Genomic DNA, 15,402 nt, shown 5'->3' on the forward strand with positions numbered 1-15,402 from the left:
CCGCGGTTCATGCAAACATAGCAATAAGCAATTAAAATGCCCGGCCAAAGGCAACGCGTGTCAGACCCGGACGGCGGACCGGGATTCCTGTAACATTTCAATTCACCAACACTCCCCTTCTCCCATGGCGATACATGTGATCCTCAACCTCGCGCTGGCGCTGGCGCTGCTGGCTTTCCTGTACCGCCAGCAAAGCCGCCACGCGACTTTCACCGTGCGCGTGTTCACCGCGCTGGGCCTGGGCATCGTGTTCGGCGCCGCGCTGCAGGCGCTGTACGGCGCGGCCGGCCCGGTGGTCAAGAGCACCGGCGAATACCTGGACATCGTGGGCTCCGGCTACGTCAAGCTGTTGCAGATGATCATCATGCCGCTGATCATGGTGTCCATCGTCTCGGCCATCCTCAAGCTGCGCGACGCCGGTTCGCTGGGCAAGATCAGCGCGCTCACCATCGGCACGCTGATGGCCACCACCATCGTGGCGGCCGGCATCGGCATCCTGATGGCCAAGCTGTTCGGGCTGACCGCCGTGGGGCTGGCGGCCAACGCCGCCGAGACCGCGCGCGGCGCCTACATGCAGGGCAAGCTGGGCGACGCCCAGGCCATCACGCTGCCCGCCATGGTGCTCAGCTTTATTCCCGCCAACCCCTTCCTGGACCTGACGGGCGCGCGCAAGACATCCACCATCGCGGTGGTGGTGTTCGCCATCTTCATCGGCGTCGCCGCCACCGGCGTCCACGGCAAGAAGCCGGAGCTGTTCGCCTCCTTCGAGCACGCGGTGAGGGTGGCGCACGCCATCGTCATGCGCATGGTCACGCTGGTGCTGCGGCTCACGCCCTACGGCGTGTTCGCGCTGATGGCCAACCTGGTGGCCGCCTCCAGCTACGCCGACATCCTGAACCTGATCTCCTTCGTGGCGGCCTCCTACGGCGCGCTGCTGCTGATGTTCGGCGTGCACCTGGCGCTGGTGGCGGCGGCCGGGCTGAACCCGGCGCGCTACGCGCGCAAGATCTTCCCGGTGCTGGCGTTCGCGTTCAGTTCGCGCACCAGCGCCGGCTCGATCCCGATGAGCGTGCAGACGCAGACGCGGCGCCTGGGCACGCCGGAGGGCATCGCCAACTTCGCCGCCTCGTTCGGCGCCACCATCGGCCAGAACGGCTGCGCCGGCATCTACCCCGCCATGCTGGCGGTGATGATCGCGCCCACGGTGGGCATCGATCCCTACACGGCCGGCTTCATCCTGCCGCTGCTGGCCATCGTCGCGGTCGGTTCGGTGGGCGTGGCCGGGGTGGGCGGCGGCGCCACCTTCGCGGCGCTGATCGTGCTGTCGTCGATGAACCTGCCGGTGGCGCTGGCCGGGCTGCTGATCTCGATCGAACCGCTGATCGACATGGGGCGCACCGCGCTCAACGTCAGCGGCTCCATCGCCGCCGGCACCCTCGCCAGCCGCGCGCTGGGCCAGACCGACATGGCCGTCTTCAACGCCGACGCCGACCTCGGCGAGGACACCGCCGAAGCGGCCTGACACCCGCGCCGCCCTGCGTCAAGCGGCGTCAGCGGCGCTTGGGGTCTGACCCCAAAGCGGCGTGAACCGTGGCTGAAGCGGCGTCAACAACCGATGGGGTCTGACCCCGGGTGCCGCCGACGCCGCTTCGGCGCGGCGGTGCGCCGCCTTTTTGTCGTTTCGTCTACCATGGGCCGCATCGTCAGCCAGGGTGGATGGCATGGAACAAAAATGGCCTCAGCAAATATGGGTGGTGCGGCACGGTCAGAGCGCGGGCAACGTCGCGCGCGAACTGGCCGAGGCGGCATCCGAACACCTGATCGACATCGCCGACCGCGACGTCGACGTGCCGCTGTCCGACCTGGGCGTGCGCCAGGCGCACGCGCTGGCGGCCTGGTTCGCCGCCCTGCCCGAGCGGCACCGGCCCAGCGTGGTGCTGTACTCGCCCTATGTGCGGGCGCGCGGCACGGCGCTCACCGTGATCGAACGGCTGGGCCGCGATTCGCTGCTGAGCGCCGTGGCCGACGAGCGCCTGCGCGAGAAGGAGTTCGGCATCGTCGACCGCCTGACCCCGCTCGGCATCGCCAGCAAGTATCCCGAGCTGCACGAGCAGCGCAAGCACGTGGGCAAGTTCTATTTCCGTCCGCCGGGCGGCGAGAGCTGGTGCGACGTGATCCTGCGCCTGCGCAGCGTGATCGACACCATCACCCGCGAGTACCGGGGCGAACGGGTGCTGATCATCGCCCACCAGGTCATCGTCAATTGCTTCCGCTACCTGCTGGAGCGCATGGACGAGGAGACCATCCTGGCCGTCGACCGCGCCTCGGACGTGCCCAACTGCGGCGTGACCTCCTACGCCTTCGATCCGAACCTGGGCAAGAACGGCAAGCTGGTGCTGCAGGTGGCGAACTTCGTCGCGCCGCTGGAGGACGCCGGCACCCCCGTCACCGCCAAGCCGGACGTGCCGGCCGCGCCCAAGTCCTGAGGAGTTCCATGCCCCGTCCCGACCACACCATCGACATCGTCATGCGCACGCTGCGCGACTGGCCCTTGCCCATGCCGCATTTCGACAGCGACAAGGAGGTGCGCGGCCATGTGCTGGTGGTGGCCGGCTCGCGCGAAATGCCGGGCGCGGCGCTGCTGGCGGCCACCGCCGCGCTGCGCTCGGGCGCCGGCAAGCTGACCCTGGCCACGGCCGCCAGCGTGGCGCCGCACCTGGGAGCGGCGCTGCCCGAGGCGCGCGTGATCGGGCTGGCGGAGACGGCCGCCGGCGGCTTCGCGATCGACGCCGCGCGCCGCCTGGCCGAACTGGCCGACAAGGTGGACGCGCTGCTGATCGGTCCCGGCATGCAGGACGAGGCCGCCAGCGCCGAGCTGGTGCGCGCGCTGCTGCCCCGCTACGCGCATTGCAAGGTGATACTCGACGCCGGCGCGATGGAGGTGCTGCGCGCGCCGGCCGATCCGCCGCTGCTGGCCGAGCCGGTGGACTTCGAGCACTACCGCTTCGCCGAACCGGTGCTGCTGACGCCGCACGCCGGCGAGCTGGCGCACCTGAGCGGGGAGGACAAGCAGGCGGTGCAGGGCAACCCGCACGAGGCGGCCGGGCACGCCGCCGAGCGCTGGAACGCGGTCGTGGCGCTGAAGGGCGCGACCACGGTGATCGCCTCGCCCGGCGGCGACCTGTGGCAACACCAGGGCGGCAACATCGGCCTGGCGATCTCCGGTTCCGGCGACGCGCTGGCCGGCATCATCGCCGGCTTGGCCGCGCGCGGCGCCACGCTGGAACAGGCCGCGGCCTGGGGCGTGGCGCTGCACGCGGCGGCCGGCGAGCAACTGTCGCTGCGCTATGGCGTGCTGGGCTACCTGGCGCGCGAAATCTCGGCCGAGGTGCCGGCGCTGCTGCGCACGCTCGCGCCGGCCTGAACTCGCTGGAAATCGGGCGGAACCAGCCCGCGACGAACCTGTCTAATTGACACATCTGACACTTCACATTGAAAGGAATCAACATGAAACCAAGTAGCCACGTCCCCATCCTGCTGTTGAGCGCATTGCTGGCCGGCGCCACGCTGGCCGGTTGCAAGGACCGCACCGACACCCCGTCCGGCACCACGGACACGCCCGCGACGACCTCGCCCGCCCCGGTGACGACGCCGGCCACGCCGACGCCCGAAGTGACGCCGCCGGCGCCCGCGCCCGACGCCGCCACGCCGGCCATGCCGCCGGCCGACACCACCGCGCCGACCGCCACCCCGCCCAGCTCGGGCGGCAGCGGCGCCACCGGCGCGACGGGCGGCGGCACCGGCACGGACAAGGACAGCAAGACCTATCCGCCGCGCGACCGCAAGCCGGGCGAGTAGGAGCGCTCCCTGAAAATGAAAAAGAGCCCGAAGGCTCTTTTTCATTTCACTGGCACGCGTAGCGCCTACGCGGCCGGTTTCAGGCCGCCGCGGCCGGTGGCCTTCAGCACGCCCCATTTGAGCGCGCGGAACACCATGCGCACGAAGGTCAGCGCCAGCAACGCCTCCACGAAGGTCATCAGGAAGGCCACCACCACTGGCCAGCGGCCGGCGCGGCGGTGGTACTTGGCCAGCGCGCGGTCGCGCGCGATCTCGATGCTGTCGTAGAAGGTCGGCACCACCAGCAAGGTCAGGATGGTCGAGGTGATGGTGCCGCCGATGATGGCCACCGCCAGCGGACGGTAGAACTCGCCGCCCTCGCCCAGGCCCAGCGCGACCGGGAACATGCCCGCGATCAGCGCGAAGGTCGTCATCAGGATGGGACGCAGGCGCATGCGGCCGGCGTGCATCAGTGCGTCCTCGCGGCCGTAGCCCTCCTCCTCGCGCTTGCGCGCCGCGTCCAGCAGCAGGATGGCGTTCTTGGCCACCAGGCCCATCAGCATGATGATGCCGATGAAACTCATCAGGTTCAGAGTGCCCTTGGTCAGCAGCAGCGCCAGCACCACGCCGATCAGCGACAGCGGCAGCGACAGCATCACGGCGATCGGCGCGGTGAAGGAGCCGAACTGCATCACCAGGATCAGATACATCAGGGCGATGCCCGACACCAGCGCGATGGTCATCTCGGTGAACAGTTCCTTCTGGTCCTTGCCGGCGCCGCCCAGCGACAGGCCGTAGCCGGGCGGGAACTCGATCTCCTTGGCCAGCTTCATGGCGTCGGCCGTCACCTCGCCGACCGAGCGGCCCTGCGCGTTGGCCGACACGGCGATCAGGCGCTTGCCGTCCTTGTGGGTGATGGTGGCCGGGCCCTTGCCCATGGTCACGGTGGCGATCTGGTCCAGCGGCACCATCTGGCTGGTGCCGGTGACGGCGATCGGCAGGCGCTCGATGTTCTCGGCGCCGGTGCGGTCGGACGGGTGCAGGCGCACCGCCACGTCGCGCGATTCGCCGGTCGGGTCGACCCAGTCGCCCACCTCGATGCCGGCGAAGGCCACGCGCAGCGCTTGCGCCGCGTCGCCGGCCGAGATGCCCATGGAGTTGGCCAGGCCGCGGTCCAGTTCGATCTGCAGCTCGTCCTTCGGATCCTGCTCGGAGAGGCCGACGTCGACCGCGCCCTTCACCTTGCGCAGCTTGTCCATGTAGGCGCTGGTGATTTCCATCAGCTTGCGGGTGTCGGCGCCGGTGAATTCCACCTGGATCGGCTTGCGGTTGCCGCTGCCGAGGTCGTCCAGCACCACGTACTCGGCGCCCACCAGGCGGCTCAGCCTCTCGCGCAGGTCGGCCGCGGCCTCCACCGCCGTGCGCTTGCGCTCGTGCTTCTTGCCCAGGTCGACATAGATGCGGCCACCGCTCAGGTTGACGTAGCTGTTGGTCTGCTTGGTCTCCGGCAGCGAGCGCGCCAGCTGGGCCGCGCTTTCCAGTTTCATGCGCGAGTATTCCAGGCTGCTCGAGGACGGCGTGCGCACGTCGATCATGATGGTGCCGTAGTCCGACACCGGCAGGAAGCTGGAGCCGCCGAACTTCATGTGCAGGCCGATGGCGCCGGCGAAGCTGAGCACGGCGATCATGGTCATCCAGCGGCGGTGGTGCAGCGCCCAGCCGATCACGCGGCCGTAGCGGTCGGCCTGGTGGTCGAACCAGTCGTTGAAGCGGCCCAGCACCGCGCTGATGCCCTTCTTCGGCGCCGTGTGATGGTCCGGCGGGTCGCCCCAGAAGGCCGACAGCATCGGATCGAGCGTGAAGGAGATGAACAGCGACACCAGCACCGAGCAGGTCACGGTCAGCGCGAACGGACGGAACCATTCACCCGACACGCCCGGCATGAAGGCCACCGGGATGAACACGGCCATGATGGAGAAGGTGGTGGCGGCCACCGCCATGCCGATCTCGGCCGTGCCTTCCAGCGCGGCCTTGCGGCGGTCCGAACCCATCTGCATGTGGCGCACGATGTTTTCCCGCACCACGATGGCGTCGTCGATCAGCACGCCGATCGCCAGCGACAGGCCGAGCAGGGTCATGAAGTTCAGCGTGAAGCCGCACAGCCAGACCGCGATGAAGGCGGCGATCACGGAGGTGGGCAGCGACAGCGCGGTGATCAGGGTCGAGCGCCACGAGTTCAGGAAGGCGTACACCACGAAGATGGTCAGCACGGCGCCGAACACCAGCGACTCGATCACGTTGTCCAGGTTGCTCTCGGACTCCTCGCCGCCGTCCTGCACCACCTCGATCGAGGTGCCCTTGGGCAGCTCCGCGTTCATGGCCTTGACCATGTCGCGCACCTGGTTGGCGACGCGCACGGTGGAGGCGTCGCGCGAGCGCACCACGTTGATGCCGACGTTGGGCTTGCCGCTGCGCACGCTGACGTTGTTGATGTCGGCGAAACCGTCCTCGATGGTGGCCAGCTGGCCCAGGCGGATGATCTCGTCGCCGCGGCGCTTGACCACCACCGACTGGAAGTCCTCGGGGCGCTCGATGCGGCCGATCAGGCGGATCGATTTCTCCTCCAGCTCGCCGCGCACCTTGCCCACCGGCGCGTTGGTGTTCTGCATGCGCAGCGCGTTGACCACCTCGCCCACCGACACGTTGTACTCGCGCAGCTTCTCGGCGCGCAGCAGCACGCTCAGCTCGCGCCGCAGCGAACCGTTGACGTTGACCGTGGCCACGCCGTCGATGCCGCGGAAGCGGTCGGCCAGCTGGTCCTCGGCCAGGCGCGAGATGGCGGCGTGGCTCTGCGTGTTGGACGACAGCGACATCTGCATGATGGGCTCGGCCGAGATGTCCAGCCGCTGCACGATGGGTTCGCGCATCTCGGTGGGCAGCTTGTAGCGCACCGAGGCGATCGAATTGCGGATCTCGTCGGTGGCCTCGATCAGGTTCTTGTTGAAGGTGAACTTCATGTTGATGCGGGCCTGGCCCTCGGACGCGGTGCTGGTCACCTCGGTCACGCCGGTGATGCTCTGCATCGATTTTTCCAGGCGGTTGACGATCTCGCGCTCGACCGTCTCGGGCGAGGCGCCCGGGTACGGCACGGTGACGAAGATCATCGGCACTTCCACGTCCGGCCGCTGGTTCACGCGCAGCTTGGACAGGGCCATCAGGCCCAGGCACATCAGCGTGATGATGATCACGATGGTGGCGATCGGCCGCTTGATGCTGAAATCGGAGAGGAACATGGCTTAGTTTCCTTTGCTGACGGCGGCCGGCGCGGTCGAGGCGGAGGCGACGGCCTTGGGCGCCGCCATCTCGATCTTCTGGCCGTCCTTCAGGTTCGAGCCCTGGGTGCGCAGCACCACGTCGCCGCTGGCCAGGCCGGCGGTCACTTCCCAGTTGCCGCTGCGCTCGTCGCGCGAGCCGACCGTGATCGGGGCCTTGGCCAGCACCTTGTCCTTGACGCGCCAGGCGTAGCTGTTGTCGCCGTTGCGCACGAGGGCCGAGTCCGGCACCATCAGGATGGCGTTCGATTCGCTCTCGACGCGCCCTTCCGCGTACAGGCCGGCCACGCGCGGCTGCGCCTTGTCGGCGAACTCGACCAGCACCTCGACCTGGCGGGTGATGGCGTTGGCGGCCGGATCGACGCGCTTGACCTTGCCGGTGAAGCTCTGGCCCGGGTAGCCGTTGATGCGGAACGCCACCGGCTGGCCCACCTTCACGACGCCGATCTTGTCGGCCGAGACCAGGCCCTCGAAGCGCATGCTGGTGGGGTCGATCACCTTGATCAGCTCCTTGCCGATCTGCGCCGTGTCGCCGTTGGACACCTTGCGCTCGCTGACCACGCCGTCGAACGGCGCGCGCACCTCGGTGCGGTGCAGCTGCTGGCGGGCGGTGGCGGCGCGCGACTTGGCGGCGGCCAGGTCGGACTGGGCGTTGTTGCGGCGGATCTCGGCGTCCTCCAGGGCCTGGGCCGAGGTCATGCCGGAGGCGCGCAGGGTCTTCTGGCGCTCCAGCATGCGGGTGGCCTGCTCCAGCGACTGGCCGGAGGCGCGGGTGGCCTCGTCGGCCGAGTTGACGCTGTCGCGGATGGAGGTGTCGTCCAGGCGCACCAGCAGGTCGCCCTTGCGCACCGCCTCGCCGTTCTCCTTCAGCACCTGCAGCACGATAGCGCTCACTTCGGCGCGCAAATCAGCCTTGCGTTCGGGCTGCACCGAGCCGGTGATGACGGGGCCGGACGCCACGGCGTTCGAGCGCACGGTCACCAGATCCTCGGCCGATACCAGCAGGCTGTCGGGCGCCTTCTTGCCCTCCGCGGTCTTGGCGGCGCCCTCGGCGGCCTTCTCCGGTTCCTTGGCGGGTTTGCCGCAGGCGACCAGAGCTGAGGCGACAGCGAAAGCAAGCAGGGATTTGCGCAACATAAGGTATCTCCGAATATAGGAATAGAGCTGGGTAAGCTATAAGCCGCTGAGTATCCGTTAGGCTCTTCCGCCGTGTCAATCAGCGAGAGACGGACTGCCAGAAACAGCGACCGAAGTGCGGAAATTGCCGATAAACTGCAAAAATAGCAAAAAGGGGTCAGGTTCAATATTGCCGCAGTGGAAAATTGAACCTGACCCCTTTTTGTGTTTTTGTTATGCTTTGCCGAACAGGGCGTGGACCAGGTGGCCGATGGCGATGCCGGTGCACAGGCCGCCGGCGATCTCGACCAGCGTGTGGCCCATGCGCTCGCGCAGCCAGGTGTGGCCGGCGTCGTCCCCGGCGACCCGGTTGATGGCGGCGGCCTGCCGCCCGACGTGCTGGCGCAGGCTGTTGGCGTCGATGACGACGATGAAGCACAGCGTCACCGCGACCCCGAACGCCGGATGCCCCATGCCCTCCCGCAGCGCGATCAACGTCGCCATGCTGGACACCACCGCGCTGTGGTTGCTGGGGAAGCCGCCGTTGCCCACCAGGTTGAACGCCCACTTGCGCGCCTTGACGCTGTTGATCAGGAATTTGATCGGCCCCACCAGGGTCCAGGTGACCAGGGGCGTGACGAGATATGCGAGATCCATCGATTTTCCTTTATTGCAATCCCGCATTATCGCATTGTGTTTACTGCCGGCGATAGCACTGGGCTAAAATCTGCTTGCCAACATTGCAAAGGGAGCGTCATGAAACATTTCACGGTATCCATCATTGTCACCATCATCCTGATGGCCTGTGCCTGCTGGTGGGGCTATGAGCGCGGCGGCATGAGCGGACTGGTCACGGCGCTGTGGATCACCGCCGTGCTGGGCGTCATGGAAGTGTCGCTGTCCTTCGACAACGCGGTGGTGAACGCGGCGGTGTTGCGCAGTTGGAACGCGTTTTGGCAAAAACTGTTCTTGACGGTCGGTATCCTGGTGGCCGTGTTCGGCATGCGCCTGCTGTTCCCGCTGCTGATCGTTTCCTTGGCCACCGGCCTGGGCCTGGTGGATGTGTGGAACATGGCGCTGACCACGCCCGACGAGTATTCCCGCTACCTGACCGGGGTGCATGCGGAGGTGGCGGCCTTCGGCGGCGCGTTCCTGCTGCTGGTGTTCCTGAACTTCCTGTTCGACGAGGAAAAGGAACTGCACTGGCTGGGCTGGCTGGAGGAAAAACTGGGCAAGGCCGGCGATGGCCTGTCCATTCTGCTGACCTTGCTCGCGGTGTTCGGCTGCGTGGCCCTGGTGCCGGAACACAGGAAACTGAGCGTGATGACGGCCGGCGTGGTGGGCGTGGTCATCTACGTGGCGGTGGACTGGCTCAGCGGCCTGCTCGAGAGCAAGGAGCACGATCCGGTCACCGGCGTGGCGCTGGCCAAGGGCGGCATCGGCGGCTTCATGTACCTGGAGGTGCTGGACGCCTCGTTCAGCTTCGACGGCGTGATCGGCGCCTTCGCCATCACCACCGACGTGGTCATCATCATGCTGGGCCTGGCCATCGGCGCGATGTACGTGCGCTCGCTGACGGTGTTCCTGGTGCACAAGGGCACGCTGGATGAATTCGTCTTCCTGGAGCACGGCGCGCACTACGCGATCGGCATCCTGGCGCTGATCATGCTGGCCAGCGTGAAGTACCACATCCCCGAGTGGTTCACCGGCCTGTCCGGGGTGGCCTTCATCCTCGTTTCGCTGTGGTCGTCCATCCGGCACCGGCGCGCGATGACGGCGTAGTGGCGAGACGGTGATAAGATCGCAAGGTTGACACTCTCTATAGACAAGACATGACCAAACCCTTGCGCATCAAACTCATCCTGTTTTGCCTGGTGCTGGCGGCCGGGCTGGCCTTCGCCCTCTACGCGTGGATCGCGCTCAGCGTGTCCTACTCGGAGGGCGAACGGGCCGGCTACCTGCAGAAGTTCTCCAAGCGGGGCTGGATCTGCAAGACCTGGGAGGGCGAACTGCTGCTGACCTCGATGCCGGGCGCGATTCCGGAGAAGTTCGAGTTCAGCGTGCGCGATCCCCTGGTCGCCGAGCAATTGACGGCCGCCACCGGCAAGCGCGTGCTGATCAGCTACGCCCAGCACAAGGGCGTGCCGACCCAGTGCTTCGGCGAGACCGAGTACTACGCCGAGCGCGTGCAGCTCCAGCAGCCCTAGTGCTAAGCACGCGGTCCCGCCAGGGTCCGCAGCGCCTCCCCGATCTCCGCGCACGTGTCGCGCAGCGCCGCCGCGAAGCGCGCGACGCTGTCCGACGCCGGTCTGTGGCTGGGCAGCACCAGGCTCACCGCGTACGGGATCGACTCCGAAAAGCGCCTGATCTCCAGGCCGCGCGGCGCGTACTCCAGCGCCGTCAGCGGATTGACGATGGCCATCCCCACGCCCAGGTTGACCGTGGCGCACACGGCGCTGGCGCTGAGCGTCTCCACCACCATGCGCCGCTCCACGCCGCGCTCGCGGAACAGGCTGTCCGTGCGCAGGCGGTAGGGGTCCTCCGGCGCCAGGCACACCACGTCCCTGCCCTCGAAATCCTCCGGCGCCAGCACTTCGCGCGCGCACAGCGGATGGCCCGCCGGCAGCACGCACACCACGTCCTCCAGCAGCAGCGTTTCGATGGCGGTGCCGGGCGGCGCCGCCAGGTCCTCCGTCAATCCCAGGTGGTAGCGCTGCGCCGACAGCGATTCCTGCAGCGCCGGCGCCTCCTGCGGCGCGATGCTGACGCTGATGCCGGGATGTCGTTGCCGCGCCAGCCGGCACACCTGCGGCAGCAGGCCGTGCGAGAACGCCGGCAGGCAGGTGATGCTCAGCTGGCTGTGGCGGTGGTGCCGTATGCCGTCCGCCGCGCTGGCGATGCGCTGCAGGCCGACGTAGCTGCGCTGCACCTCCTCGAACAGCATCAGCGCCTGCTCGGTCGGCACCAGCTTGGCGCCGGTGCGCTGGAACAGGGTCAGCCCGGTCACGTGCTCGAAGCGGCCCAGTTCGCGACTGATGGTGGGCTGGGAGGTGTGCAGCATGGCCGCGGCGGCCGTGGCGCTGCCGGTGGACATCACGGCCCAGAACACCTCGACATGTCTAAAATTGAAATTCATCGGCCCGAGCATATCAGAAATGAATAGACCTCCGACAAACTGATATTTTTATATTAATGCGCGCACGGCCATACTTTCCCCATCACTGACCACCGACAAGGGAAACAATATGGACCACTTCAGCTATATCGACGGACGGCTGCACGCCGAGGGCGTGGACGCGCACGGCATCGTCGAGCGATACGGCAGCCCGGTGTACGTCTACTCGGCGCGCACCCTGCGCGAGCACGTGGCCACCCTACGGCAGGCCTTCGCGCCGGCCGCGCCGATGATCTGCTTTTCCGTGAAAAGCTGCGCCAACCTGAGCGTGCTGCGGCTGCTGGCCGACGCGGGCTGCGGCATGGACGTGGTCAGCGGCGGCGAGCTGTACCGCGCGCTGGCGGCGGGCGTGGCGGCGGACCGGATCGTGTTCGCCGGCGTCGGCAAGTCCATGGATGAGATCCGCTACGCCGTCGAACAGGGCGTGCACATGTTCAACGCCGAGTCGGAGGCGGAAATGGCGCGGCTGGACGAGGCGGCGCTGGCGGCCGGCAAGCGGGTGCGGGTGGCCGTGCGCGTCAATCCGGACGTCGCCGACGCCGGCACGCCGGCCAAGACCTCGACCGGCGGGCGCCAGACCAAGTTCGGCGTGCCGCTGTCGCGCGCGGCGGCGCTGTTCGTCCCCGGCCGCCATCGCGGGCTGGACGTGTGCGGCGTGCACGTGCACCTGGGTTCGCCGATCCACGACACGCGCACCTATCTCGCCGCGATCGGCCGCATCGAGGAGCTGGTGGCGGAAGTGGAACGCGGCGGCGGCCGCGTGGACACCGTCAACCTGGGCGGCGGCTTCCCCGCGCACTACGGCCGGAGCGAAGGCGGCGCGGAGCTGGTCGACATGGGACGCGCGATCTGCGAGCGCCTGGAACCGCTGCGGGCGCGCGGCAAGCGCTTCATCATCGAGCCGGGCCGCTCGATCAGCGCCAACGCGGGCGTGCTGTTGACGACGGTGGAATACGTCAAGCAGGGCTGGGACCGTCTCGTCACGGTGCTGAACGCGGGCATGAACACGCTGCTCAGGCCCAGCATGTACGGGGCCGAGCACTTCATGTGGCCGGCACAGCACGGCAGCCACACCGGCCACTGGAACGCGCTGGCCGGGCCGAACGCGTTCGAGCCCACCGACATCGTCGGACCGATCTGCGAGACGGGGGACTATTTCGCGCTGGGCAGGCCACTGCCGCCGATGAAGAGCGGCGACGTGCTGGCGGTGTTTTCCTGCGGCGCCTACGGCATGAGCATGGCGAGCCAGTACAACGCCCGCGCGAGGCCGGCCGAGGTGATGGTGGACGGGACGGAGGTGCGCGAAATCCGCCGGCGCGAGAGCTACGCCGACCTCGTCGCGCACGAGGTGGACGGGATGAGCTGAACGGCGCCGCCTAAACCCGGGGACAGACTTCCGCGCCACAAATCCCCGCGAAGGCAAGCGCCGGTGAACGCGAGTCTGTCCCCGGTGGACGCCGGTGGAAACCGGCTCAGCGCGAGCGCCACACCGAGGTGACCGACTCCGCCGTTTCCTTCAGCCGTCCGATCACGTCGCGGGCCAGCGATTCGGACTGTTCCTGTTCGGCGCGCGCGCGGGCGGCGGCCAGGGTGGCGGCGAAGGCGCCCTCCTCGTCGGCCAGCTTGCCGTGCGCCTCCTCGGCGGCGACCTTTTCCTCCAACGCGCTCAGCGCGTTCTGCGCGGCGTGCTGGCGGCGCGCCTCCAGGTCCAGCAGCTTCTGCTTGGCGGCGTTCATGGCCTGCGTGGTGTCGGCCACCTTGCGCTGCATGGCGGCGTGGGCCTGGGCGGTTTCCATCAAGGCCTTCTGCTCGGCCGCCTTGTCCAGCGCGGCCTGCGTGGCGGCCTGCTCGGCCAGTTCGCGCAGCCGGGAGAATTCGGCTTGCCGTTCCTCCGCCTCGGCGCGGGCGACCGCCGCGTCGGCGGCGGCCTGCTCGGAGGCCAAACGCTCCTCGACGGCTTGCGCCGCGCGCGCCTCGGCGGCGCTGGCGTTGCGCTGATGGACCAGCTTTTCGTCGATGACGGCCAGCGAACGGCGCTCGATCTCGACGAATTCCCGCTCGGCCTTCAGCAGCTCGGCCGCCTGCGCGGCCTTTTCCTCTTCGACGCGGGCGCGTTCCTGGTGCACCTCGGCCAGTTCCACCGCCAGCCGGGCTTGCGCGGCCACGGCCTGCGCGGCGCTGGCCTTCTGGTCCGCCTCGGCTTCCACTTGTTCGGTCATCAGGCGGATCGCGGCGGCTTCCTTGTCGGCAGCCTGGGCCAGACGCTGCTCGGCCTCCCGCTGCTGGCGCAGGGCCTCGGCCTGTTGCTGTTCGGCGGCCACGCGCAGTTGCGCGGCGGCCTGGGCCTCCTCTTCCGCCTCCAGGCGCTCCTTCAGCGCGGCGATGGCCAGCTGCTCGGCGGCCACGCGTTCCCGCTCGGCCGCCAGCACGCGGGCGGCCAGCTCGGCCTGCTCCCCGGCCAGCGCGGTGGCGGCCTGCTGCGCTTCCATGTGGGCGGTGAGCGCGGCGATCTCGACCTCCTCGGCCTCGTTTTGGGCCTTGATCAGTTCGGCGGCGGCGCGCGACAGCGAGACGCGTTCCTGGGCCAGTTCGGCGGCGCGCTGCTGTTCCAGGCTGTCGGCGCGGGCGGCCTCGGCGGCGGCCTGCTCGGCGGCCTGGCGCAGGCTGGCCTGCTCCGTCGCGTGCTTCTCGGCTTCCACCTTGGCCAGCGCCTCGATCTCGGCCTGCCGCTCCGCCTCGGCGCGGGCCAGCGCGGTGTCGCGCAGTTCGCGGTCCGCCTCGATGCGCGCCTCGGTGGCCGCCATGATGCGGGCGTCGGCGTCGCGGCGGGCCTGGGCGCTGGTGGCGGCCATGGCCTCCAGGCGCTCGCGCTGGACGGCGGCGTCGCGGATTTCCTTCTCGGTCTGCAGGCGCAGGTGCAGCGACTTGGCGGCGCTGCGCTCGGATTCGGCCTTGGCAAGCGCGATCGCTTCGCGTTCCTGCTCCAGGTGGGCCAGCGCGCGGGCCTCCTCCAGCGCGCGCGCCTCGGCGGCGGCGCGGTTGTAGGCCGATTCCAGCGCGATCTGGTCGGCGCGCTCGCGCTGCACGGTCAGTTCCAGCGCCTCGGCCTCGGCGTCGGCCAGAGTCTGCGCGGTCTGGCGGGCGCCGTGGGCGTGGCGCTCGCGTTCGCGCGCCAGCGTCGCCAGTCGGGCGTCGGCCGACGCGATGCCGGCCACCTCCTCGCGCGCGGCCTGCACGGCGGCCAGGCGCTCGGCGGCCTGCAGGCGGGCTTGTTCGGTTTGCGCGGCCAGTTCCTCGGCGGCGCGCGCCGCCTGCTCGGCCATGACGGCCTCGGCGGCGATCTGCTCGCTGGCGCGCTTGCGGCTTTCCTCCTCGGCGCGGGCGCGCTGCTCGGCGGCCAGGCGCACTTGCACGTCGGTCTCGGCGCGGGCGCGCAGTTCGGCGGTTTCCAGTTTGACGGCTTCCAGGCGGGCCACGCTGGCCTGGGCGGCGGCGCGCAGGCTTTCCAGGCGCTCGCGGTTGGCGGAAATGGCCTCCTCGGCGGCCTGGGCGCTTTGCTGCGCGGCGGCGGCGGCGGCCGCGTCCATGGCGGCGCGGTCGTCGGCCAGCGCGCGGGCGCGGGCCTCGGCGTGGGCGCGGTTCTCGGCCGCGCAGGCGGCCTTGGCCTCGGCCTCGACGCGGGCGATGGCCTCCTGGATCGCTTTCATCTCCATCTGCGCGCGGGGCGCGGGCGCGGCGCCCTCTTCGTCCGGGAAGTCGGCTTGGAAAGACTGGTCCGCTGGTGCTTGCATGAGAGTACTCGCTTAATCTGGGAGATCGGGGAATGCCGAGTACCCATTATCAAGGAGCGTGTCCACCGTCCAGGCGGCGAAAAGGCGGGTAAACCCGCCTCAATTCGCCGATTCCGCCGCTGCCTGGCGGCGCGCCCACACTGCCGACGCC

The 15,402-nt window shown here is 68.9% G+C and carries 12 protein-coding genes; 7 read left to right on the forward strand and 5 right to left on the reverse strand.

Annotated elements, in window-relative coordinates; translation table 11 throughout:
* The first annotated feature begins 124 nt into the window (after window positions 1-124).
* The 4 genes from BM436_RS20525 to BM436_RS37150 all read left to right on the forward strand — a co-directional run bounded on the left by BM436_RS20525 (window position 125) and on the right by BM436_RS37150 (window position 3,858).
* Window positions 125-1,522 carry an L-cystine transporter gene (locus BM436_RS20525; protein WP_093557393.1) on the forward strand — a complete coding sequence of 466 codons (1,398 nt, stop codon included), beginning with the start codon at window positions 125-127 and terminating at the stop codon, window positions 1,520-1,522.
* 199 nt (window positions 1,523-1,721) lie between these two features.
* Window positions 1,722-2,486, forward strand: a complete 765-nt coding sequence (locus tag BM436_RS20530) for a histidine phosphatase family protein (protein ID WP_093557394.1) — start codon at window positions 1,722-1,724, stop codon at window positions 2,484-2,486.
* 8 nt (window positions 2,487-2,494) lie between these two features.
* Window positions 2,495-3,424 carry an NAD(P)H-hydrate dehydratase gene (locus BM436_RS20535; RefSeq protein ID WP_093557395.1) on the forward strand — a complete coding sequence of 310 codons (930 nt, stop codon included), beginning with the start codon at window positions 2,495-2,497 and terminating at the stop codon, window positions 3,422-3,424.
* A gap of 83 nt (window positions 3,425-3,507) precedes the next feature.
* Complete coding sequence (locus tag BM436_RS37150) at window positions 3,508-3,858, forward strand: hypothetical protein (protein WP_093557396.1); 351 nt, start codon at window positions 3,508-3,510, stop codon at window positions 3,856-3,858.
* A 65-nt stretch (window positions 3,859-3,923) separates the two neighbouring features.
* On the opposite strand, the gene BM436_RS20545 is transcribed toward BM436_RS37150, so the two are convergent.
* From BM436_RS20545 to BM436_RS20555, 3 genes are all read right to left on the reverse strand, one after another.
* A complete protein-coding gene (locus tag BM436_RS20545) occupies window positions 3,924-7,130 on the reverse strand; it encodes an efflux RND transporter permease subunit (RefSeq protein ID WP_093557397.1) in 3,207 nt (1,068 codons plus the stop codon).
* A gap of 3 nt (window positions 7,131-7,133) precedes the next feature.
* Entirely contained in the window at window positions 7,134-8,306 is a 1,173-nt protein-coding gene (locus BM436_RS20550; protein WP_093557398.1) for an efflux RND transporter periplasmic adaptor subunit, read from the reverse strand.
* Window positions 8,307-8,519: 213 nt separating this feature from the next.
* Window positions 8,520-8,942, reverse strand: coding sequence for a divergent PAP2 family protein (locus tag BM436_RS20555; RefSeq protein WP_093557399.1), 423 nt, complete (start codon window positions 8,940-8,942; stop codon window positions 8,520-8,522).
* 99 nt (window positions 8,943-9,041) lie between these two features.
* On the opposite strand from BM436_RS20555, the gene BM436_RS20560 reads away from it, so the two are divergent.
* Entirely contained in the window at window positions 9,042-10,067 is a 1,026-nt protein-coding gene (locus BM436_RS20560; RefSeq protein ID WP_093557400.1) for a DUF475 domain-containing protein, read from the forward strand.
* A gap of 50 nt (window positions 10,068-10,117) precedes the next feature.
* Window positions 10,118-10,492, forward strand: a complete 375-nt coding sequence (locus BM436_RS20565; protein WP_093557401.1) for a DUF8785 domain-containing protein — start codon at window positions 10,118-10,120, stop codon at window positions 10,490-10,492.
* 2 nt (window positions 10,493-10,494) lie between these two features.
* Here the strand turns inward: BM436_RS20565 and BM436_RS20570 are convergent, their stop codons facing one another.
* Entirely contained in the window at window positions 10,495-11,421 is a 927-nt protein-coding gene (locus tag BM436_RS20570; RefSeq protein ID WP_093557402.1) for a LysR family transcriptional regulator, read from the reverse strand.
* A gap of 109 nt (window positions 11,422-11,530) precedes the next feature.
* Here BM436_RS20570 and lysA point away from each other — a divergent pair, with 109 nt between their 5' ends.
* A complete protein-coding gene (lysA, locus tag BM436_RS20575) occupies window positions 11,531-12,826 on the forward strand; it encodes a diaminopimelate decarboxylase (protein ID WP_093557403.1) in 1,296 nt (431 codons plus the stop codon).
* A 106-nt stretch (window positions 12,827-12,932) separates the two neighbouring features.
* Here lysA and BM436_RS20580 read toward each other — a convergent pair whose 3' ends face one another.
* Complete coding sequence (locus BM436_RS20580; protein ID WP_093557404.1) at window positions 12,933-15,251, reverse strand: coiled-coil domain-containing protein; 2,319 nt, start codon at window positions 15,249-15,251, stop codon at window positions 12,933-12,935.
* Window positions 15,252-15,402: the final 151 nt, after the last annotated feature.

This window comes from Pseudoduganella namucuonensis (assembly GCF_900116645.1).
Classification (GTDB): domain Bacteria; phylum Pseudomonadota; class Gammaproteobacteria; order Burkholderiales; family Burkholderiaceae_D; genus Rugamonas; species Rugamonas namucuonensis.